Genomic DNA, 21,174 nt, shown 5'->3' on the forward strand with positions numbered 1-21,174 from the left:
CGTGGTAACCGTCGAAGAATTCCTGAAAGTGGCGCTTCAGCACCATCGCGCCGGGCGGTTGACCGCCGCCGACTACATCTATCGCCAGGTCCTCGCCGTCAATCAGGACCAGCCGGACGCGCTGCATCTCTCCGGCGTGCTCGCGCTCGAGCAGGGCGAGCCTGTGCTGGCGGCCGAGCGCATCGAGCGCGCCATCGCCGCCAGCGGCGATCGCGCCCATTATCACCTGAGCCTGGCGAAGGCGAAGCGGATGATCGGCCAGAATGCCGCGTCCGCGGCCAGCACGCGACGCGCCCTGGCGCTCGACCCGGCTCAGTTCGACATCGTCAATCTCCTGGGCGCGCATGCCCACGAGTCCCTCGATCCGCAGGGCGCCATGCGATTCTTCACCCGCGCGCTTGCCGTCGATCCCTCGAGCGGCGATGCCGAAAGCAATCTCGCCATGATGCTGCAAGGACACGTCGGAACCGAGCCGGCGGTCCGGCGCTACAAGGCCGTGCTCCAGCGCGAGCCGACCCATAGCGTGGCCGCTGCCGGCCTTGCCTTCACCTTTCAGGAGAGCGGCCGGAGCGTCGAGGCTGAGGCCGAGGCAAGGCGCCTCCTCGCCCTCGGGGCGCCGGCCGCTTCGGTCCTGCCGTTCCTGGCGATGACGCCGCTGTTTCCCCGCGACCGCGAGGAAATTGCCGCCGTGCGGAACCAGCTGCTGACCGCGCTCGACCGCCTCATCGAAACCGCGCCGGCCGGGAGCCTGCCGCATCCGGAAAAGGTCATTCGCGCCACCGGCTTTTTTCTCGCTTATCACGATTGGGACGATCGGGCGACGCAGGAGCGGTTGGCCCGGCTCTACCTCAAGATCACGCCGGATCTCGATTGGACGGCTCCCCATTGCGAGGCCAAGCGGCCGCGCCGGGACCGGCTGCGCATCGGCTTCGTGTCGTTCAATCTCCGCAGCCACACCATCGGTGTCCTCAACCGAGGCATCCTCGCCAATCTGTCGCGGCAGCGGTTCGAGACCTTCATCTTCCGCAATCCGCGCCGCAACGACTCCGTCGCCGATGAGATCGAAGCCTCCGTCGACGGTGTGGGCGTGCTGCCCTTCGATCTTGCGGGCGCGCGTCGCCTCATCGCCGGCTACGAGCTGGATGCGCTCATCTATCCCGACATCGGCATGGACGCCTTCGTCTACTTCCTCGCCTTTGCGCGTCTGGCCCCGGCGCAGGTCACGAGCTGGGGCCACCCCGATACCACCGGAATTCCCAACATCGATTATTTCCTCTCGGCCGCCGACATCGAGCCCGAAGGTGCCGAGGCGCATTACAGCGAAAGGCTGATTCGGCTTCGGAGCTTCCCCAATCATTTTACCCCGCCGGACCGCGCGCGCCGGTTGACGGGGCGCGCCGCCTTCGGCCTGCCGGAGGATGCGATCCTCTACGGCTGCGCGCAGAATCCGGTGAAATTCCACCCGGATTTCGACGCAGCACTGGTGCGGATTCTCCGCGAGGATCGGAAGGCAAGGCTGGTCCTCAATTCCGGCGGCCGCGCCCATTGGCTGGGGATGTTCCTGGAGCGGCTCAAGTCGCGCTTGCCCTCGGTTCAGGAGCGGGTGGTGCTGACCCAGAATCTCGACCGCGCCAGCTTCACCGGTCTCTTGGAGGCGGTGGATGCGCTCGTCGATCCGTTCCATTTCAGCGGCGGCAACACCAGCCTGGAGGCGTTCTCGGTGGCTCAACCCGTGGTGACCTGGCCGGGCCGCTTCATGCGCGGCCGCTTGACCCATGGCTGCTACCGGCGCATGGGCATGGCCGATCTCGTCGCCGACGGCCCGGAGGCGTTCGTCGGCCTGGCGCAGCGCCTCGCCAACGACCGGCCCTGGCGTCAGACCATGAGCGAGACGATCCGGAGCCGCTCGCCGGTGCTCTACGACAATGTCGAGTCCGTGCGCGAGCTCGAACGCTTCCTCGAAGCCGCCATCGCCGCGGCCGAACGCGGCGAGCGGCTGGCGGATTGGAGCGGCTAGGCGGCGCGGCGCGCCCGGCGGTGCTTGACCAAGTCCATCCAGCGGGCGGCCAGCGTGCGGCCGAGGCTCATCGCCTGGTCGAGGTGGCGGTCCATCTCGGCTTGCATGCGGGCCTTGACGTCGCTCCAGCCCGAAGCCGCTTGTGCGGCCGGGCTCGCCGCCCAGTCTTCGAGGATCCGGCGGTCGACCTCGGGATGGAACTGCACGCCATAGGAGACCTCGCCCACGCGATAGGCCTGGTTCCGGCAGAAATCGTTGGTCGCCAGCAGCACGGCGCCGTCCGGCAGGTCGAGGGTGTCCTCATGCCACTCCATTGGCCTGAGATCCGGCCCACGCCCGGTAAAGAGCGGGTCCGCAGCGCCGGCGGCGGTCACCGTCACCGGTTGGAAGCCGAACTCGATGGCGCGATGCCGATAGACACGCCGGCCGAGCCCGCGCGCCAGGATCTGGGCACCGAGACAAATGCCGAGCACCGGGATGCCGGTCTCGTGGAAAGCACCGACTAGGCGAAACAGGGGGCGATAGTGGGGATAGGTGTCGTCCGCGGCGACGCTCATCGGCCCGCCCAAGAGCAGGAGGCCGGCGAATTCCTCCGGCCGGTCGGGCAGGGCATCGCCGCGGAGCGGCTCGACGGTGATGCGCTCCGCCCCCGCCCGATCGAGCCCCTCGCCGACGACGCCGGCCGGCGCCTCCGCCTCGTGCTGGATCACCAGAATGCGCATGCTCGACCCTCCTTGCCGGCCGGGCGAAGGTGGTCTGTCAGCCAGCCGATGGCAAGAGCCGACATGGGGGCAATCACCCTGCCAATCCGGCGCCGGGCGGAGGCGTCTTCACCGCCTCGATGATCTTCACCACGTCGAGATAGACGTTCTCGACCCGGCTGAGCCGGAAGCCGGCCTTCTCGACATTGCCGACCGTATCGCGGTTGAGCGCCGGGCCGAATCGGCGGGTGAGCGGCGTCAACAGATCCATGAGCACGCCGAAGGGCGCGATCTGGCTGCGCACATGCTCGAACATGAGGATCTGCCCGCCGGGCTTCAGCACCCGGTGCAATTCGCGCAACCCCACGACCGGCTGCGGCACGGAACAGAAGGTGCAAACCGTCGCCACCGTGTCGACGCTGTCGTCGGGGAGATCGAGATGGCACACATCCATTACCTTGAGAGCGATGGTTCCGGGGTAGCGAGCGGCCTTTCGCTCCGCCCGCTCCAGCATCTTCGGGCTGATGTCGATGCCGAGGAGATCCAAATCCGGCGGCAGGAACTTGAAGTCGTTGCCGGTGCCGGCGGCGACCAGCAGCGTCTTGCCCCGGACCTTGGCGAAGAGCCGTCGCTTGTGCACGCCCAGCCGACGGTCGTCGGCGAAGGTGAGGAGATCGAAGCTGCGGCTGGCGGCATCCCATTTCCGTTGCGTGGCTTCGTCCATGGCCGAGCCCGCCTCAGAGGCCGGCATCGAGCACGGCGCCCTTGAGCGCGCGGTCGTAGAGCTTGAGGGCGAGCACCACGACGAGGCCGAAGCCCGCTCCGACCATCGCCGCCTCCGCGGTTGCAAGCGATCCGGCGCCCATCGAGTCGCGCATGCCGAAGAGCATGCCGCCATACATGCCGATCAGCGATCCCGGCATCATCGTCTCGAACATGCCGAGGAGCGGCGCCAGCAGCATTCCCACGACCAGATGCAGTGCCATGCCGACGGCCATGCCGAGCATCATGGCAACCACCATGTCCATGCCCGGCCACACCAGGGCGCGCACGCCAAGCGCCACCGCCGCGCCGATCAGGCTACCGGCTAAACAGTCTCCGATCGCGAACAGCATCATCGACCTCCCTTGGGCTATCGTCCTGGCGGGCTCCGGCTCGCAAGCCGGCGGATCATTCTTCGATGCGAACGTGGTCGGCGGACCAGGGGCCGGGCCAGGCTTCCGCGCCCGCGCCCGCGCCGCGGAGCCGCCGGCACTGGCCGACGGGCACGCCGCGGGCGATCAGGAGCGGGCCCAGGCCAACGCATTCGGTCGTCATCGGGTGCTCGGCGAAGATGCCGGTCGAGCCCAATTCCGGCTCCGCCGGCACATAGACCGCCGCACCCGAGGTGTTGGGCTCGCTCAGCCCGTTGATGCGCTGCACGCCGACGGTCCCAACCACCGCCACCGGACACATGAGCTCGATCGCCCGCGCGCGGGCGCAGGCGAAGACGCGGGTGTAGCCCGAGGCAAGATCGGTCATCGAGGGCACCAGCAGCAGGTCGGGCTTCGCCTGCTGCAGCCTCGCGGCCAGCGCCGGCTGCTCTACATCGAGGCAGACGGCGATGGCAAGCCGAAGCCCGCGCCAGGGAATGATCTTGAGCGCATCGCCGGGCCGCACCAGCCAGCCGTCCGCACGCTGCTCCCAAGGGGTCAAGCAGAGCTTGTCTTGCGTGTAGGTCGCCCCCGGCGTGATCAGATGCGCGCGATTGACGAAGCCGTTCGCCTGCGCCGCCGGCATCGAGCCGGCCAAGAGGGTGATGCCGGTGCTCCACACCGCGTCGGCCAGTGCGGCCAGCGCCTTCGGCGCTTGGGCGGCCATGAAGGCGACCTCGCCCGCGGGCTCGAGGCCGGGCGGCGCGAAGGCGAGAAAATGCGCCGCCACCCATTCCGGCAGCATGATGAGATCGACACCACCGGCCGCCGCCTCCTCGATGCGATGGATCGCCTGGTCGATCCACTCGTCCAGGCTCACGAGCGGCTGGCCGAGATTGGTCGCCCACAAGGCGAGCGTCACCTGCTCCATGGTAGATCCCTTGTGGGGAGCCCGTTGCCTCGGATCCCGGATGATGATTCACCACGGAGGCACGGAGAACACGGAGAAGAAAGCGTAGTTTCAGAAAACAAAGCGGCGAAGTCCATCCTTGAGAGCGACGACGTTGAAGTTCATCAGGAGCCCCACCTTGTGACCGCTGAGGCGGAGGTAGGTTAGCATTTGCGCTTCGTGGATCGGCATCAGTCGGTCAACTGCTTTGATTTCAAGGATGAGTTGTCCATCGGCAACGATGTCCATGCGATAGCTGCAATCCAATCGAATGTCTTTGTACACAACGGCGAGAGGAACCTGGCGGGAGTGTGGAATACCCGCTCGCCCGAGCTCGTAGCATAGACATTCCTCGTAGGCAGACTCGAGCAATCCTGGTCCGAGCTGGCGGTGCACCTCGATCGCCAACCCGATGACTTGCTCGCTCAACGCGCTTCCATGCTTGAGATTCAAACTTTGCTCTCCGTGTCCTCCGTGCCTCCGTGGTGAATCTTCAATCGGGCTCCATCAGTCGAGGCTCGGCAGCGCGGCAGCGCCGGGGAAGTCGTTGAAGGTGCCGGATTGCACCAGCGCCTTTGCCGCGGCGATGTCGGGGGCGAGATAGCGGTCGCGCTCATGGAAGGAAATGCGCGCCCGGATGAGCGAATGGGCGCGGGCGAGCTGGCGCGAGGTCGCGAGCGGCCGGCGCAGATCGATCGCCTGCGCCGCCGCCATCAGCTCGATCGCCACGATCCCGGCGGTGTTGTCGGCCATGTCGGCGAGCCGGCGCGCGGCGAAGGTGGACATGCTGACATGGTCTTCCTGGTTGGCCGAGGTCGGCAAGCTGTCGACCGAGGCCGGATGCGCCAAGGATTTGTTCTCCGAGGCGAGTGCGGCGGCGGTCACTTGCGCGATCATGAAGCCGGAATTGACCCCGCCATCGCGGATGAGGAAGGCGGGCAGGCCGCTCATATGCGGATCGATCAGCAAGGCCAAGCGCCGCTCCGACAAGGCGCCGGTCTCGGCGATCGCCAGCGCCAAGGTGTCGGCCGCCATCGCCACCGGCTCGCCATGGAAGTTGCCGCCGGACAGGACCTCGCCCCGATCGGCGAACACCAGCGGGTTGTCGGAGACGGCGTTGGCCTCGATCAGCAAGGTCGAAGCGGCAAAGCGCATGTGATCGAGGCAAGCGCCCATGACCTGCGGCTGGCAGCGCAGACAATAGGGGTCCTGCACCCGGTCGTCGCCCTCGCGGTGCGATTCGCGGATGGCGCTGCCGCGCAAGAGCTCGCGGTAGACGGTCGCCACATCCGCCTGGCCCTTGTGGCCGCGCACGGCCTGGATGCGGGGATCGAAGGGCGTGTCCGAGCCGGCCGCACCGTCCACCGTCATGGCGCCGGCGATCAGCGCGGCCATGAACGCATCTTCCGCCTGATAGAGGCCGGCAAGCGCCAATGCGGTCGACACTTGGGTCCCGTTGAGGAGCGCCAGGCCTTCCTTCGGCGCCAGCTCCAGGGGTGCGATCCCGGCATGGCGAAGCGCATCGGCCGCCGAAACGATGCGGCCTTCGATGCGGGCTTCGCCCACGCCGATGAGCACGGTCGAGAGATGGGCGAGCGGCGCCAGATCGCCCGAGGCGCCGACCGAGCCCTTCGATGGGATGCAGGGATAGACCTCGGCGTTGGCGAGCGCCAAGAGGGCGTCGATCACCACGTGCCTGACGCCGGAATAGCCGAGCGCGAGGCCGGCTGCCTTCAGCACCAGCACCAGGCGGACCACGGCGTCGTCGAGGAGCGGCCCGGTGCCGGCGGCATGGCTCAAGACCAGGCTTCGCTGCAGCTCCTTCAGCTTCTCCGGCGGGATGCGGGTCTTCGCCAGGAGGCCGAAGCCGGTGTTGATGCCGTAGACGGTGTCGTGGTCAGCCACCACGCGCTCGATGATCCTGGCCGCGGCCTCGATGCCGGGACGTGAGGCGGGATCGAGCGCCACCGGCACCTTCTGGCGCCAGATCCGGCGGAGATCGGCCAGCGTCAGCTTGCCGGGGACGATGGTGAAGCGCTCCATCACGAGCCCCCATCCCGGCCTTCCCCCGCTCTTGCGGGGGAAGGAGACGACGATGCGCCCATTGACTCCCTCCCCCGCGCATGCGGGGGAGGGCAGGGGTGGGGGAAATACCGGCGCACGGCGTCAGCCGTCCAACATCGGCAGCTTGAGGCCGTGCTCGCGGGCGCATTCCTTGGCGCGCTCGTAGCCGGCATCGGCATGGCGCATGACGCCCGAGGCCGGATCGTTGGTCAGCACCCGCTCCAGCCGGCGCGCCGCTTCCTTGCTGCCGTCGGCGACGATCACCATGCCGGCATGCTGCGAATAGCCGATGCCGACGCCGCCGCCGTGATGGATCGAGACCCAGGTGGCGCCCGAGGCGCAGTTCAACAAGGCGTTCAGGAACGGCCAGTCGGAGACCGCATCCGAGCCGTCGAGCATGCCCTCGGTCTCGCGGTTGGGGCTGGCGACGGAGCCGGAGTCCAGATGGTCGCGGCCGATCACGATCGGCGCCTTGAGCTCGCCCTTGGCCACCATCTCGTTGAAGGCGAGTCCGACCCGGGCCCGTTCGCCGAGGCCGAGCCAGCAGATGCGCGCCGGCAGGCCTTGGAACTGGATGCGCTCGCGCGCCATGTCGAGCCAGTTGTGCAGATGCGCATGGGTCGGCAGCAGCTCCTTCACCTTGGCATCGGTCTTGTAGATGTCTTCCTTCTCGCCCGACAGCGCCACCCAGCGGAACGGTCCGACGCCGCGGCAGAACAGCGGGCGGATATAGGCCGGCACGAAACCGGGGAAGTCGAAGGCGTCGGCGACCCCCATCTCCTTGGCGAATTGCCGGATGTTGTTGCCGTAGTCGAGCACGGGGATGCCGAGGCGGTGAAACTCCAGCATGGCGCGCACTTGCGTCGCCATCGACTCCTTGGCGGCGCGCTCGACGCCGCGGGGATCGGTCTCGCGCCGCCGCGCCCACTCATCCAGGCTCCAGCCCTGGGGCAAGTAGCCGTTCAAGGGATCATGGGCGCTCGTTTGATCGGTGACGACGTCGGGCCTGATGCCTCGGCGGACCAGCTCGGGGAAGATGTCGGCGGCATTGCCGAGAAGACCGACCGAAAGCGCCTTGCCCGCGGTCGTGGCCTCGCGGATCATCGCCAGGGCCTGGTCGAGGGAATCGGCCTTGCGGTCGAGATAGCGCGTCTCCAGGCGCCGCTCGATCCGGCTTGGCTGGCACTCGACCGCGAGCAATGAGGCGCCGGCCATGGTGGCGGCGAGCGGCTGCGCCCCGCCCATGCCGCCCAATCCGCCGGTCAGGATCCATTTGCCCTGAAGACTGCCGGCATAGTGCTGGCGGCCGACCTCGACGAAGGTCTCATAGGTGCCCTGCACGATGCCCTGGGTGCCGATATAGATCCACGAGCCCGCGGTCATCTGCCCGTACATCATCAGACCTTTGCGGTCGAGCTCGTGGAAATGCTCCCAGGTGCCCCAGGCCGGCACCAGGTTGGAGTTGGCGATCAGCACCCGGGGCGCGTCCGCATGGGTCTTGAAGATGCCGACGGGCTTGCCAGACTGCACCAGCAGCGTCTCGTCCTCGCCGAGATCCTTCAGGCTGGCGACGATGCCATCGAAGCTGGCCCAGTCGCGCGCCGCCCGCCCGATGCCGCCATAGACGACGAGCTCCTCCGGCCGCTCCGCCACCTCGGCATCGAGATTGTTCATGAGCATGCGCAAGGGCGCTTCGGTCTGCCAGCTCTTGGCCGAGAGCACGCTGCCGCGGGGCGCGCGAATGCGCCTGGTGTTGTCGAGACGCCGCGTCGCCGCTGGCGTGGTCGCGCCCGCCTGCCGCGGTCGCTTGTCGACGTCGTTCGAAGCCATTGGTCAGCTCCCGAAGATCCACGCCGGACGGTTGCCGACGGCCAGACTGGATCGGATGACGCGCGACTTCAACGAGCTTGCGCACCATCAGTTTGTCTATACATATCTGCCTGTCGGAAGGCCTCCTGGCAAGGGTCTGCTTGCGGCGGCCTGCTTGGGCGGCTGTATCAGCCGGGCGCAACGATCGAGTTTCGCTCCAGACGCGTCCACAAGGTGCCCGCGCAAAGTCTACTTCTCATGCAAAATCGCAGCGATCGAATCGAACTCGGCGGGAGTACGATGCGGAAATGCCACGCCTAGATTCCATGGAAAAATGAAATGGATCCACCGGTGCATTCTGATGACGTAGGTCATCATCGCTCCGGTAAGCTCCACGTAATCTTCCTTGCTCGATAGTTGGTCGAGCGCATCCGCGTAGGTCTGCCCCATATCATGCATCTTGGTGAGGCCAAGATCCGCCATGAACTCGAAAACATTGAAGGTGCCGACAAGAAACTCCTTCGTCATCCGGACTATCGTCGAAAGTTCCACATCTGGATATTGCGACACTTTGAGGAAGCGATACATCACGTCGGCGCCGACCAGCATCAAATAGGCTTCAAGATGCACGAGCACGGTGAATGATTGCTTGCCGGTTCCGGCGCCGCTCTCGATGACACCCCAGCGGATCTTTTGAATCTCATTGGGCTCGGACAGCCAGATTTGATCGATTTGCCGCTCGATCTCGGCCTTCGCCTGACGCCAATCGCCCTGGTATTTCTTGACTGCAGACATCATGCGGCTCCCCGAACTGTGACGCGCACCAAATTCTTTTTGGGATTGGCCACGGTCTGCTCGTAGACGGACTGGCCGAGGCGGCGCAGGATCGGCAGATCGGACTCGACCACTTGTCCGAATTTGTTGATCGAAGCGCTCTCAGTGATGCTGCCGTAGCACAGACAGATGGTCTGTCCGGGCGCGTAGAGATAGACGGCGCCCAGCGTCCGGCGCACCATGTTGTTGCGCCCGAGATGAACGATCCTTGTCGGCAGCCAGAACGACTCGCCCGAAATGACGACATGCCCGAGCACGCTCTCGAGCGGTAGTCGCTTCACTACTTCGTCGACAACGTCCGGATTATCGTTGGCGAGCAATGCGACTTTGAATTTGAGATCCACGTCCGATGCGTGGAACTCAAGAAATGCGGGTGCCGACATCTGCCTGCCCTCATCCATCGCCGCCTGGAAACCGTACTTAAGTTCTGGATCAATTTATTCACGTTGTCAACATAGGAAAAATCTAATACACATGATGCAACCGAAACCGAACGAGCAAGCGTCACGGGGCATTGCCGGAGCGCTTGCCTCCCAGAGGTCCAACCAACCGGGGCTGAGACCGAGTCGATGAAGAGCACACCGCACATGCTGCAGCGACTACGGGTCGGTGTGGACTCAGGCGGTACCTTCACCGACATCTGCACGTTCGATGAGTCGGCTTGCAAAATTCACGTCTGGAAAGTTCCGAGTACGCCGCAAGACCCGTCGCTCGGGATCGCAACCGGTGTCGAGCAGGCGCTGAAGGAGCTGTCGGGGGCCGATGGCAAATGGCCGGACGTCGTATACTTCGGTCACGGCACGACCGTTGCCACGAACGCGCTCATTGCAGGCACCGGGGCCGAGACCGGGATGTTAACGACCGCTGGGTTCCGCGACATCCTGGAGCTGCGGCGACAGAAGCGCGATTCCCTCTACGACCTGCAGACCGAGAAACCGGAGATCCTTGCAAAACGAGACAAGCGGCTCGAGGTCCGTGAGCGCGTGCTTTTCGATGGGCGGATTCTGGTTGAGCTGCAGGAGGAAGATGTACGGGCGGCTGCGCGGAAGCTGCGTGCGGAAGGCGTCCAATCCGTCGCTGTTTGCTTCCTCTTCAGCTACATCGAGCCCCGGCATGAGCTGATGGTGAAGACGATCCTCGCTGAGGAGATGCCGGGGGCGTTTGTCAGTTCATCCCACGAGGTTGCCCCGGAATTTCGCGAATACGAGCGCTTTTCCACCACTGTGGTCAACGCCTATGTCGGCCCGATCATCAAAGACTATTTGGCACGATTGCAGCCGCGTTTGGCGAAGGCCGGCATCACTGTTCCACCCCATCTCATGCAGTCGAACGGCGGCACGATTTCCAGTGAAGCGGCCCAGAAATTTCCGGCGCGCACAGTGTTGTCCGGTCCAGCAGCTGGTGTTATGGGCGCTCTCGCAGTTGGGCGCCTGTCCGGCTTCGATAGCCTCATCACCTTCGATATGGGGGGCACCTCCACCGACGTGTCGCTTATCGATTCCGGCCGGATGACGACCTCGAGCAGTTCGATGATCCGCGGCTATCCGCTGAAGCTGCCGATGCTCGACATCCACACAGTCGGTGCCGGCGGAGGCTCGATCGCCCATGTCGACGCGGGCGGTTTGCTAAAGGTGGGGCCCCGCAGCGCCTCGGCCGATCCGGGACCGGTTTGTTACGGCCGCGGCAACCAAGAGCCTACCGTGACGGATGCGAATGTGGTCTTGCAGGTGCTCAACCCGAACCACCTACTAAACGGCCGACTGTCGATCAACCAGGCTTTGGCGAAACAGGCCATCATCCGCCTCGGCGAGCAGCTCGGCCTCGATCCGATGGCGACGGCGCAAGGCATCGTTAGCGTCGTCATCGCCAACATGACGAAGGCGATCAGAGTCATTTCCATCGAGCGAGGCTACGACCCGCGAGACTACGTGCTCTTCAGCTTCGGGGGTGCCGGTCCCTGCCATGCCGCGCGCCTGGCGAATGCGCTTGAGGTCCCGCGCATTGTGGTGCCGAAACATCCCGGCATTCTCTGTGCTCTTGGCCTGCTGCTGAGCGATATGCGCACCAGAGTATCCCTGACACGGCTGCAACCGCTCTCCGAGGAATGCGCCGATAGCCTCTCAGAGCAGTTCACAAGCTTGGAACAACGCGTTGCGGCCTGGTTTGAGCGAGAGGCAATACCGTCCGAGCGCCGTTTGACGACCCGGTCAATCGACATGCGCTATGGTGGGCAGGGCTTTGAGCTCAACATCCCAGTTTCCGACGCCAGCTTCGATGCGGCCCAAATTGTGCGGCTCCAGGCAGACTTCGAATGCGCTCACCAGCAAGCCTACGGCTACATCGCCGAGGCCGAACCCATTCACATAACAACTTTGCGCGTCGAGGGTGTCGGCCTAGTGCCGAAGGCAGAGCTGCCGGCGCACTCGCCAGCCACCTCCGCTGTCGCTGATGCGCTCGCTGGCACGAGGCAGGTATGGCTGCCGGAGACAGGGGGATTTTCTGCTTTGCCCGTTTATGATCGGATTCGGCTTGGACCCGGACATCAGGTCATCGGGCCGGCAATCATCGAGCAGATGGACTCCACCACTTTGGTGCTGCCGGATCAGTCCGCGGCCGTGGATCCCTACCTCAACCTGGTCATCGAGCGGTAAAGATGGCTATTACCGCACAATCATTCGGTCTACGTGCTTCCGAGAGCAAAGCTTCGTTAGATCCCATCACGATCGAAGTGATCGGCAGCGCCTTGCTGAGCGTCGCCGAGGAGATGGGTAAGGCGATCATCCGCGCCGCCTACTCGACCAACATCAAGGAACGCCAAGACTGCTCCACCGCGCTATTCGACGAGCAGGGCCGCATCATCGCCCTGGCCGAGCACATACCCATTCACCTCGGCTCCCTGCTCGGTATCACCGAATATGTGATTAAGCGCCACGATCACTCGAGCTTCCGTCCGGGCGACGTCTTTGTGGGCAACGACGCTTATACCGGCGGTGGCACGCATCTGAACGACATCGTGCTACTGGAGCCCGTCTTCCACACCGGCGTGCTCACGGGCTGGGTTGCCAACCTTGCTCACCACTCAGACTTTGTCGACCGCGGCCACGCGCACATCTTTCAGGAAGGGCTGCGGATTCCACCCGTGCGGCTGTATCGCGAGGGCGTCCTGCAGGATGATGTGATGCAGCTCATTCTGCTGAACTGCCAAGTTCCTTGGGAACGGGTGAACGATTTTCGCGCGCAAATGGCGGCTAGCCGGCTCGGTGTTCAGCGCTTCCAAGCGCTCTGCGATAAGTATGGGCGCGAGATCGTCGTCGCCGCAGGCGCACGTATCCTCGACTATACGGAGCGTCGCGCCAGAGCCGGCATCGCCAAGATCCCGACGGGTGTCTATGAGTTTCGCCATGCCTTCGATACCAATCTCATTGACGAAATCCTGGATCTGAAGGTCAGGGTCGAGGTCAAGGGCGGCGAGATCTTCGTAGATTTTCCCGATGCGCCGCCTCAGGTTCGCGCTCCCATAAACATGGTTGAGACGGCGCTGCTGGGGACAGTCTATTTCGCTGTTAAGGCTCTCATTGATCCCGAGATACCTGCCAATGCGGGGCTTCATCGAGTCATTCATGTAACTGCGCCGGTCGGAAGCGTCCTCAACGCAACACCACCCGCTGCCGTATACAGCCGGACGGACATCGCGCAGCGGCTCGTTGACATGATCTTCGCCGCCTTCTCGAAGAGCATTCCAGAGTGTGTTGCTGCTGCTTCGACCGGCGGGACGTTGCTCACGGTAAGCGGAATGCATCCCCTAACGGGCCGGTTCTATGTTTACAACGAGATGCATGGCGGCGGCATGGGAGCAAGGGCAACGAAGGATGGCCTCGACGGTGTGCAGGTCAACATCACCAACACAGCTAACCTGCCTATCGAAGCCTTGGAATCTGAATTCCCGGTCAGGGTCGAATGCTACGAGCTGCTTCAGGACTCCGGGGGGGCCGGCGAATACCGAGGCGGCATGACCATGCGCCGCCGGGTCAGAGTCTTGGATCACGTCGCGACGATTTCTGCGGGGGGCACGAGCAGCGTCATGCCTCCATTTGGCCTGTCCGGTGGGTTGCCGGGTTGCCCTTCGCGGGTTGAGCTCTCCCAAGGAGCAGCTCCGCTGAACCGGCGTTCCGGCACTCTTCAGCCCGACCAAACTGTCGGCATGGTCGCTGCCAGCGGCGGAGGGTTCGGCGATCCCAAAAAGCGAGATCGCAAGCTTGTCCTGCGGGATTTGAGGGAGGAGCGCATCTCACAGCGAGCCGCGGTCGAAATCTATGGCCTCAAATCCTAGCCGTCTGCCGGTTATTTGGATGCGGTCGCCGCAGGATTTGCGCCGATGAGCCAACCCGACTTCTTTGAGCTCGTTGGCTTCGGTCCGAATGGATGGGGCGCGGCGCTCCTGCTTGGAGCACTCATGACAGTCACAGTTGCCTTTTGCGGGCTATTGATCGGGTCCGCAATAGGAACGATGGGGGCTTGGGCAAAGATTTCGGGAGGGCCCATTCTCCGCGGCCTAGCAGACGCATACACGACCGTCCTTCGCGGTGTCCCAGACCTGCTCGTCATTTTCGTGGTCTATTTTGGAAGCAGCTCTGTGCTGACGACGCTTGGCCAGCTGTTTGGCGGCTCCGGATTCATCTCCTTCCCCGGCTTCCTCGCCGGCGCGATCGCAATCGGAGTCACGTCCGGAGCCCAGAGCACGGAGGTATTCCGGGGCGCCTATCACGCGGTCCACCGAGGCGAGATCGATGCTGCGCGTGCGTGCGGCATGCCGACGTTCCTTCGATTTCGCCGGATCATCGCGCCGCTTACGTTGCGCCACGCTTTGCCTGCTCTGGGAAACGTATGGCTGGGCCTCCTGAAGGAGTCATCGCTCCTTTCAGCAACCGGCGTCACTGAACTCATGCGTCAGGCTCAGGTGGCTGCAGGGTCGACCCGGCTACCATTTCATTTCTTTGTTTCTGCGGCTGCTCTCTACGCAATTTTAGCGACGGTGTCTGGCGTCGTCGCCCAGCGGTTCGAGATGCACTACTCGCGCGGCGTTCGGAGAGCTTAGTGGACCTTACGTTCATAGTTGATGCGCTGATTAAGATGGCGGCCGGGATTCCGTTGACGCTTCGGCTCGCCGCCAGCTCTGTCTTGCTAGGTGCTTTGCTCGGCTTAGCGCTTGCTCTGATGCGGCTAGCCGACATCGCATTACTTCGGGCATCCGCATGGATCTACATCCAGCTCATTCGAAGCGTTCCGCTGCTCGTCCTCATGTTTCTCGTGTACTACGGATTGGGACAATTTCAGCTCATTCGCAGCAGCGCGCTTTGGCCTTTCCTGCGAGAACCCTACTGGTGCGCACTGACGGCTCTGACTATCAACACGTCCGCTTACGCAAGTGAGATCATCCGCGGCGGATTGCTTTCGGTTCCACGCGGCCAGATCGAGGCGGCGCGGGCTTGCGGCATGCCTCCGATCCTCATGTTTCGCCGGATCGTGCTGCCCATCGCAATACGGCAGGCCATCCCGGCCTACGGCAACGAGATCATCGCGATGGTCAAGGCGACGTCGCTAGCGTCTCTCGTAACCCTCATGGAAGTGACTGGCATCGCAACTTCGATTGCCTCCGAAACCTACCGTCCTGTCGAAGTCTTTGTCGCCGCAGGAATGATCTACCTGGGGATCAACTTTGCTCTCACGCGGGGAGTGGGCTTTCTCGAATACCGGCTCACAGCGCATCTGAGGCCACGGCCAGACAAGCCGTTGGCGGTGCTCGCAGCAGGTACGCCAACGTGAGCTTATCAAACACGCGACCAACTGCCGTGTCTCTGCAGGACATACACAAGAGCTATGGCTCCATCGAGGTGCTCAAGGGAATCTCGCTCGAAGCCCATGAAGGAGAGGTGATCTCAGTCTTGGGCGTTTCGGGGTCAGGCAAGTCGACCATGCTTCGATGTATCAACATGCTCGAGGTTCCGAACAGAGGTTCCGTAGCCATTGCAGGAGAGACGATTCGGTTAGAGCGGTTACGAAGTGGGGCCGTGCGTCCGGCGGATCAGAGCCAAGTCGATCGGATCCGTTCTCGGATCGGGATGGTGTTCCAGAGTTTTAATCTTTGGTCGCATCTGACGGTCTTAGAGAACGTCATCGAAGCGCCTATACATGTTCAGAAGAGACATCGCGCCGAATGCATCGAGGAAGCCGAAGCGCTTCTTGCCAAGGTCGGTATTGCCGATAAGCGGGATTTCTACCCGGCGCACCTTTCAGGCGGACAGCAGCAGCGCGCCGCGATCGCCAGAGCATTGGCGATGCACCCGATGCTGATGCTCTTTGATGAACCCACTTCAGCGCTCGATCCAGAACTCGTCGGTGAAGTGCTGAGAGTGATGCGCGCTCTCGCGGAAGAGGGACGCACCATGCTGGTAGTGACCCATGAAATGAGCTTTGCGCGGGATGTCTCCACGCGCGTTGTGTTTTTGCACGAAGGCGTAGTCGAGGAGGACGGAACGCCAGCCGAGGTCTTCGGCGGAAGCCGATCGGACCGCGTTCGGCAATTCATCGCAGGTTAGTCCGTAAGTTGCGGAAGCTTCGGGTGCTGGTTCTTGGATCAAGAAGTAAGGGGAACGTGAAATGTTGAAACTCATCATTCGTGTGCTTGCTTCGGTATTCGCTGCTGTTTACCTGCTGGGCGGCGCTCAAGCCCAGGACAAGAAATGGACGGAAGTGCGGATTGCGACGGAAGGCGGGTTCCTGCCTTGGAACTTTACGAAGCCAGATGGAACACTTGGCGGCTTCGAGATCGATCTTGCGAACGACTTGTGCGCCAGGATGAAAGTGAAATGCGTAATCACCGCACAGTCGTTCGACAGCATGATCCCCGCGCTCAATGCCGGAAAATACGACGCCCTCATTGACGACGTCGCGATCACGCCTAAGCGGGAAGAAGCGATCGCATTCTCCATCCCGTACGCCGCTCTCTGCTACACACTTGGAACACTGAAGGGCAGCGACATCTCGAACAAGTTGCCGCCGGAAGACAAGATCTATTCACTCACCGACGAAGCCTCGTCTGGCAAGGCTCTCGACGCAATTAAGCCGGTGATCAAGGACAAGGCGATCGGTACCTTGTCTGCGGGTACGTCCGTGACATTCGTCGAAACGTATTTCAGCGGCGTCTCGCTGATGCGCCAATACAAGACTCCCGAAGCACGTGACCTGGATCTCGTGGCGGGCCGTGTGGATTTGATCATCGGGTCGAAAGATGCGCTTTTGGGCATAGCCAAGAAGGCGGGAAACGAGAACATCACTATTGCCGGGCCCTGCTTTCAGGGTGGGGTCGTTGGCAAGGGCGCCGGGGTTGGTTTGCGCAAAGCGGACGTGGAGTTGAAGGCGCTGTTCGACAAGGCGATCCGGGAAGCGCAGGCCGACGGCACGATTAAGCGACTGTCCGAGGCGACGTTCGGCATGGACGTTACGCCTCAGTGAGGGCTCCGAGGCGTTTTCCTAAGCGGAGAACTGGTCCCAGGAGGGGCAGAAGACTTGCTACTCAAGGCGAATAAGTTCGCGTATAGAAACCGTGAATTGGAACACTCGAACGGAAACGCGGAGCCGCGCATTACTAGCACCAAGTTGGAGGCGCTCCTTCAGGATCGGAGACTGACGCCCGGGCAGCGGCGCATTGCTCAGTGTCTGATCGAAAACAGCGAGGTCATCGGCTTTCTGTCAAGCGGAGAGCTTGCGCAGCGCGCCAATGTGAGCCAACCCTCGGTAACGCGCTTTGCGTTGGCACTGGGCTTCGAGGGCTACCTCGATATGCGCCGCCAATTGCGATCGGGCAAATCGCCGAGGTCTCCGGACGCCAAATCAAAGGCCAATCGATATCAGGCGGCCGCGCTCGCAGAATCGGCGAATGTTGCGGATCTTGCAACGAGCCTTCCCGATCTGCAAACGATCCGTGCCGTAGGGACCGCTTTGGCGCAGTCAAAACCGCTCGTCGTGTTGGGACTGAGGGCATCTTCAGGGCTGGCAACGCAGTTTTGCTATTACGCCGCCAAGATTCATCCCGATGTCCGCTTGATCTCGACTGGTGGGTCATTGGTCGAGGACACGCTGGAGCAGGCACAGGCTGCCGGCGGCAAATTCGTGCTGACATTCATGATGCCACTCTATCCGCGCGAAACCATCACGGCGTTGCGCTTCGCGAAGCAGATCGGTCTGAAAGTTGCGCTCGTAAGCGACTCGACCTTTTCCGACCAGGATAAGATTGCTGACTTGTTGCTTAGGGGGCGCATCAATTCGAGTCTGGTCTTCGATTCCTATGCCGCAATGTCGGTGCTGATCGCCGTATTGCTCGATGCGATGTGCGACGCAATGGCGGGCCGGGCGCAAGTGCGCCTTGATGCGGTCGACCTCTCGTCCAAACGTCGCAAGGTGTTTGTCTGATCACCTTGCCGACCGGCGGGGCAGTCTGCTCGTAGCCTGACCCCGCCGTGGGCTGGCCGGCAGGTTCCCTCTACTCTGCCCGGGTATTCCAGGATCGCACGCGACGTCAACGCGCTTGCGCCGCGTCCGTTTGTCTATACATATCTGCCCGTCGGGAGGGTCGCTGGCAAGGGGCTGTTTGCGGCGGTCTGCCATGGTTGCCGCGGCCTGCTTGGATCTGTAAAACCGCAGGCGCCTCGGTCGATCGAGACGGCGCCGGGAGCAGTCCGAAGAGCGGAGGACGACCAAGATGAGGAGACAGCGTTGAAATCCGAGGCCGCCATTCCGCGATATACCGAGATACAGCGAGCGCTCGAAGCGCAAATCATGTCGGGCGCTTGGCAGCCGGGGCACCGGGTGCCGGCGGAGCACGAGCTGTTGGAGCAGTACAGTTGCTCGCGCATGACGGTGAGCAAGGCGCTGTCGGCTCTTGCCGCCGCGGGCCTCATCATTCGCAAGCGCCGGTCGGGTTCATTCGTCGCCTCGCGCGTCTCTGAGGAGACCGTTCTCGAGATTCACGATACCAAAGCCGAGATCCTCGCCAGCGGCAAGCCCTACAGCTATGAGATCCTGTCCCGGCGACTCCGCTCCGCGACCCGCAAGGACGTGCGGCGCTTCGGCGTCCCGACCAAGACTAGGGTCCTGGCGCTGCTGGTTCGCCATTTCTCCGGCGACCAGCCCTTCGTGATCGAAGATCGCATCTTCAACCTGACCGTCGTTCCCGACGCCGCGCAGGAGCAGTTCAAGCACACCCCGCCCAGCAGTTGGCTCTTGAAGCGCATCCCGTGGACGAATACCGAGCATGCTATCTGGGCGACACCGGCATCCGGCAACATGGCGAGCCGGCTGGGCATCGCCAATGGGACCGCATGCCTGGTGGTCGAGCGCAAGACCTGGCAGCTCGGCGCGCCCGTGACCTTCGTCCGCCTGACCTATCCAGGAAAGCTGCACCGGCTCATCGGCCGCTTCCGCCCCGCATCCTCTTGACATAGCAGCCTTGCGGCCGGAAACGCGCGTCGTCGCGCTTGGGCCCGAAGCGCTCCAGCCGGCCCGCCCCCGGCGGACCGGGCGGGGCGCCTGGGCCAATCTGCGGGCGGCGGCGCAAACCCCCTTGCTGCGGCCTCCGCGCTCTTGCATTATGTCTATACTTAATCTTCCACATGTCTATGCGATTGGCACTGGAGAGAGGAGGCGGCGGATGTGGGGACCCAAGCTCGGAGCGGCGCTCGCGCTGCTCGCCTTGGCTGAATTCACACTCGGTTCGGGCGCTCGCGCTCAGACGATTGTGGCTTCGGAGGTCTTCAAGAAAGCCGGCGAGATCTCATTTTGCAGCGAGCTTGCCGATCCGCCCGCCGCTTATCTGGCGGCGGATGGAACCACGCCGGATGGCTTCGAGGTCGACATCATGAGCGCCATCGGCCGAGCGCTCGGCGTGCGCGCGGACATAAGAAACTACAAATTCGCCGCGATTTTCGCCGCGCTCGATTCCGGAAAATGCGACGCGGTGATGTCGCAGACCTCCAAGAGCCCGGAACGGCTGCAGAAATACCTCTTCGTCGACATCCGCCAGCAGGGGTCGGGGCTGCTGGTGAAGGCGGGGAACCCCCTCAACCTGCAAACCTATTTGGACCTTTCCGGCCGGCGCGTCGCCGTCCTTCTCGGCAGCGCCAACGAACGCCGGTTGCAGGAGGCGAATACGAAGCTCGCGGCCGAGAACAAGGCGCCGATGGCGATCGCTTCATACGCGACCAACGTCGCCGCTTTCCAAGAGCTCGACCTCGGCCGCGTCGACGCGTTCGTGAGCGGTTCGTTGACGCTCGCCTTTTTCCTGAACAAGAGCGGCGCCAAGTTCGTGATCGGCGGCATGCCGGTGCCGCCGACCACGCTGGGGGCGCTCTTCCCCAAGGACCAGGTCGAGAAGGCGGAGGCGGTGAAAGCGGTCTACGCGTCCCTGGTCGCCAACGGCGAGATCAAGAAGATCGTGGACAAGTGGGGCGTCGGCCAGGGCACCTCGATATGCGGCGGCGGGTTCACATGCGATTGACCGTGTCGCGCCATTTGATGCAAGGGCGCCCAGCGCTCCGGCGGGCGGCATCCGCTTCCCCCGCGGTCGGCTACCGGCTGGCGCGTCAACGCTCTCGTTTCAAGCAAGGAGGAAAAGCATAGTCATGGGTCGCAAGATCGACATCCGCTGGCCGGAGCTGGACATCACCGTCGTCGCCGAGCTTGCCGACGAGACCAACCCCGAGCTCTGCGAGGAGTTTTGGCAGCACCTGCCCTTCAAGGTGCTGCAGGCACACCCGGTCGTATCGGGAGAATCGGTCTATGCCTGGACGCCGATCGTGAGCACGGCGCCGGTTCGGCACCGCGAGCAGATCATGAACTGCCCGGTAGGGCGCCTGCGGTATTCACAGGCGACCGGCAACAAGTTCTCGGTGCAATACGGCAGAGGGCTCGAGCCGCTGGCACAGCCGGTGCTGGGCATGGTCTTGCCCGAATACCATGCGCAGCTGCCGATCGTCGGCAAGGCGATCTGGGAAAATGTATTTTGGCGGAAGGAGCTCCTCTTCGTCGTGGTCTCGCAGCACGGTGCGAAGGGCCAGGGCGCGGCGCGATCCGGTGGTCGCGGGCTGCCCGACGTGGCGAGGATGTTCATCGAGGAAGCCGAGCGCATTCAGACGGTCGAGCCCGAGGACCTGAGGAAGGTGCGCCTCGGCCAGATCGGCGACACCGGCACCTACGGGCAATACTTCACCGCCTGGGATTTCGTGAACGGGATGCTGCGCGACTACATCATGTACACGATCTTTCCGCTTCTGCGCCTTGCGGACAAGCTCGGGCCGAAGGAGATCAGCGCCTCCTTGGATGAGTTCGATCCACCCTATTCGGAGTATCTCTCCTATTCCGGCTTGGTGACGCTCGAGCGCTTCGCCAAGGCGCTCCGCGCCGCCGTCCGCGAGGCGAAAAGCGCCGAGGAGGTGAAGGTGCTGTTACGCGCCTTCCTGCGCTACGGAAATCGCCTCTGCGCCTGGTCCTATCACTACTTTCCTTGGTATGTCGGCATGTTCTATGGCCGTCAGGTCAACGGCCAGGAGCTGCCCGGGCGCTGGAACCCGGCCGCCGCCGCCGCGCCCGCGGCCGCGGCGGAGTAGTCTCGCC

At 63.5% G+C, this 21,174-nt stretch carries 20 protein-coding genes; 11 read left to right on the forward strand and 9 right to left on the reverse strand.

Translation table 11 applies throughout. The features are described from left to right. Nucleotide 1 precedes the first annotated feature (1 nt). Nucleotides 2–2,017: a hypothetical protein gene (locus HY058_09865; protein MBI3497595.1), complete on the forward strand. Its 2,016-nt coding sequence runs from the start codon at nt 2–4 to the stop codon at nt 2,015–2,017. On the opposite strand, the gene HY058_09870 is transcribed toward HY058_09865, so the two are convergent. The 9 genes from HY058_09870 to HY058_09910 all read right to left on the reverse strand — a co-directional run bounded on the left by HY058_09870 (nt 2,014) and on the right by HY058_09910 (nt 9,890). Then, complete coding sequence (locus tag HY058_09870; GenBank protein MBI3497596.1) at nt 2,014–2,739, reverse strand: type 1 glutamine amidotransferase; 726 nt, start codon at nt 2,737–2,739, stop codon at nt 2,014–2,016. The genes HY058_09865 and HY058_09870 overlap by 4 nt on opposite strands. Nucleotides 2,740–2,812: 73 nt before the next feature. Continuing rightward, nucleotides 2,813–3,469 (reverse strand): class I SAM-dependent methyltransferase, encoded by a 657-nt coding sequence (locus HY058_09875; GenBank protein ID MBI3497597.1) that lies wholly within the window; start codon nt 3,467–3,469, stop codon nt 2,813–2,815. Then, on the reverse strand, nt 3,456–3,833 hold the full coding sequence (locus HY058_09880; protein MBI3497598.1) for a hypothetical protein: 378 nt from the start codon (nt 3,831–3,833) through the stop codon (nt 3,456–3,458). The genes HY058_09875 and HY058_09880 overlap by 14 nt, the downstream gene beginning before the upstream one ends. Nucleotides 3,834–3,888: 55 nt before the next feature. Continuing rightward, nucleotides 3,889–4,782: a nitrilase gene (locus HY058_09885; GenBank protein ID MBI3497599.1), complete on the reverse strand. Its 894-nt coding sequence runs from the start codon at nt 4,780–4,782 to the stop codon at nt 3,889–3,891. 90 nt (nt 4,783–4,872) lie between these two features. Continuing rightward, nucleotides 4,873–5,253, reverse strand: a complete 381-nt coding sequence (locus HY058_09890) for a GxxExxY protein (protein ID MBI3497600.1) — start codon at nt 5,251–5,253, stop codon at nt 4,873–4,875. A gap of 54 nt (nt 5,254–5,307) precedes the next feature. Beyond that, entirely contained in the window at nt 5,308–6,843 is a 1,536-nt protein-coding gene (gene hutH / locus HY058_09895) for a histidine ammonia-lyase (GenBank protein MBI3497601.1), read from the reverse strand. 123 nt (nt 6,844–6,966) lie between these two features. Beyond that, nucleotides 6,967–8,694: a urocanate hydratase gene (locus HY058_09900; GenBank protein MBI3497602.1), complete on the reverse strand. Its 1,728-nt coding sequence runs from the start codon at nt 8,692–8,694 to the stop codon at nt 6,967–6,969. A gap of 228 nt (nt 8,695–8,922) precedes the next feature. Continuing rightward, a complete protein-coding gene (locus tag HY058_09905; GenBank protein MBI3497603.1) occupies nt 8,923–9,468 on the reverse strand; it encodes a hypothetical protein in 546 nt (181 codons plus the stop codon). Beyond that, complete coding sequence (locus HY058_09910; protein ID MBI3497604.1) at nt 9,468–9,890, reverse strand: hypothetical protein; 423 nt, start codon at nt 9,888–9,890, stop codon at nt 9,468–9,470. Before HY058_09910 ends, HY058_09905 begins: the two co-directional genes overlap by 1 nt. Before the next feature lie 204 nt (nt 9,891–10,094). Here HY058_09910 and HY058_09915 point away from each other — a divergent pair, with 204 nt between their 5' ends. From HY058_09915 to HY058_09960, 10 genes are all read left to right on the forward strand, one after another. Then, nucleotides 10,095–12,158: a hydantoinase/oxoprolinase family protein gene (locus HY058_09915; GenBank protein ID MBI3497605.1), complete on the forward strand. Its 2,064-nt coding sequence runs from the start codon at nt 10,095–10,097 to the stop codon at nt 12,156–12,158. A 2-nt stretch (nt 12,159–12,160) separates the two neighbouring features. Next, nucleotides 12,161–13,837 (forward strand): hydantoinase B/oxoprolinase family protein, encoded by a 1,677-nt coding sequence (locus HY058_09920; protein MBI3497606.1) that lies wholly within the window; start codon nt 12,161–12,163, stop codon nt 13,835–13,837. A gap of 45 nt (nt 13,838–13,882) precedes the next feature. After that, on the forward strand, nt 13,883–14,602 hold the full coding sequence (locus HY058_09925; protein MBI3497607.1) for an ABC transporter permease subunit: 720 nt from the start codon (nt 13,883–13,885) through the stop codon (nt 14,600–14,602). Continuing rightward, on the forward strand, nt 14,602–15,330 hold the full coding sequence (locus HY058_09930) for an ABC transporter permease subunit (GenBank protein MBI3497608.1): 729 nt from the start codon (nt 14,602–14,604) through the stop codon (nt 15,328–15,330). The genes HY058_09925 and HY058_09930 overlap by 1 nt, the downstream gene beginning before the upstream one ends. After that, a complete protein-coding gene (locus tag HY058_09935; GenBank protein ID MBI3497609.1) occupies nt 15,327–16,103 on the forward strand; it encodes an ATP-binding cassette domain-containing protein in 777 nt (258 codons plus the stop codon). The genes HY058_09930 and HY058_09935 overlap by 4 nt, the downstream gene beginning before the upstream one ends. A 61-nt stretch (nt 16,104–16,164) precedes the next feature. Next, entirely contained in the window at nt 16,165–17,019 is an 855-nt protein-coding gene (locus HY058_09940) for a transporter substrate-binding domain-containing protein (protein ID MBI3497610.1), read from the forward strand. Between the two features lie 54 nt (nt 17,020–17,073). Next, the gene (locus HY058_09945; protein ID MBI3497611.1) at nt 17,074–17,976 is read left to right on the forward strand and encodes a MurR/RpiR family transcriptional regulator; all 903 of its coding nucleotides are present in this window, start codon (nt 17,074–17,076) and stop codon (nt 17,974–17,976) included. Between the two features lie 366 nt (nt 17,977–18,342). Beyond that, nucleotides 18,343–19,002: a UTRA domain-containing protein gene (locus tag HY058_09950; GenBank protein MBI3497612.1), complete on the forward strand. Its 660-nt coding sequence runs from the start codon at nt 18,343–18,345 to the stop codon at nt 19,000–19,002. A 10-nt stretch (nt 19,003–19,012) separates the two neighbouring features. Next, nucleotides 19,013–20,059, forward strand: coding sequence for an ABC transporter substrate-binding protein (locus HY058_09955; GenBank protein MBI3497613.1), 1,047 nt, complete (start codon nt 19,013–19,015; stop codon nt 20,057–20,059). A gap of 124 nt (nt 20,060–20,183) precedes the next feature. Beyond that, a complete protein-coding gene (locus tag HY058_09960) occupies nt 20,184–21,167 on the forward strand; it encodes a DUF3830 family protein (GenBank protein MBI3497614.1) in 984 nt (327 codons plus the stop codon). Nucleotides 21,168–21,174 lie beyond the last annotated feature (7 nt).

The sequence above is a fragment of the Pseudomonadota bacterium genome, from assembly GCA_016195085.1.
GTDB lineage: Bacteria > Pseudomonadota > Alphaproteobacteria > SHVZ01 > SHVZ01 > JACQAG01.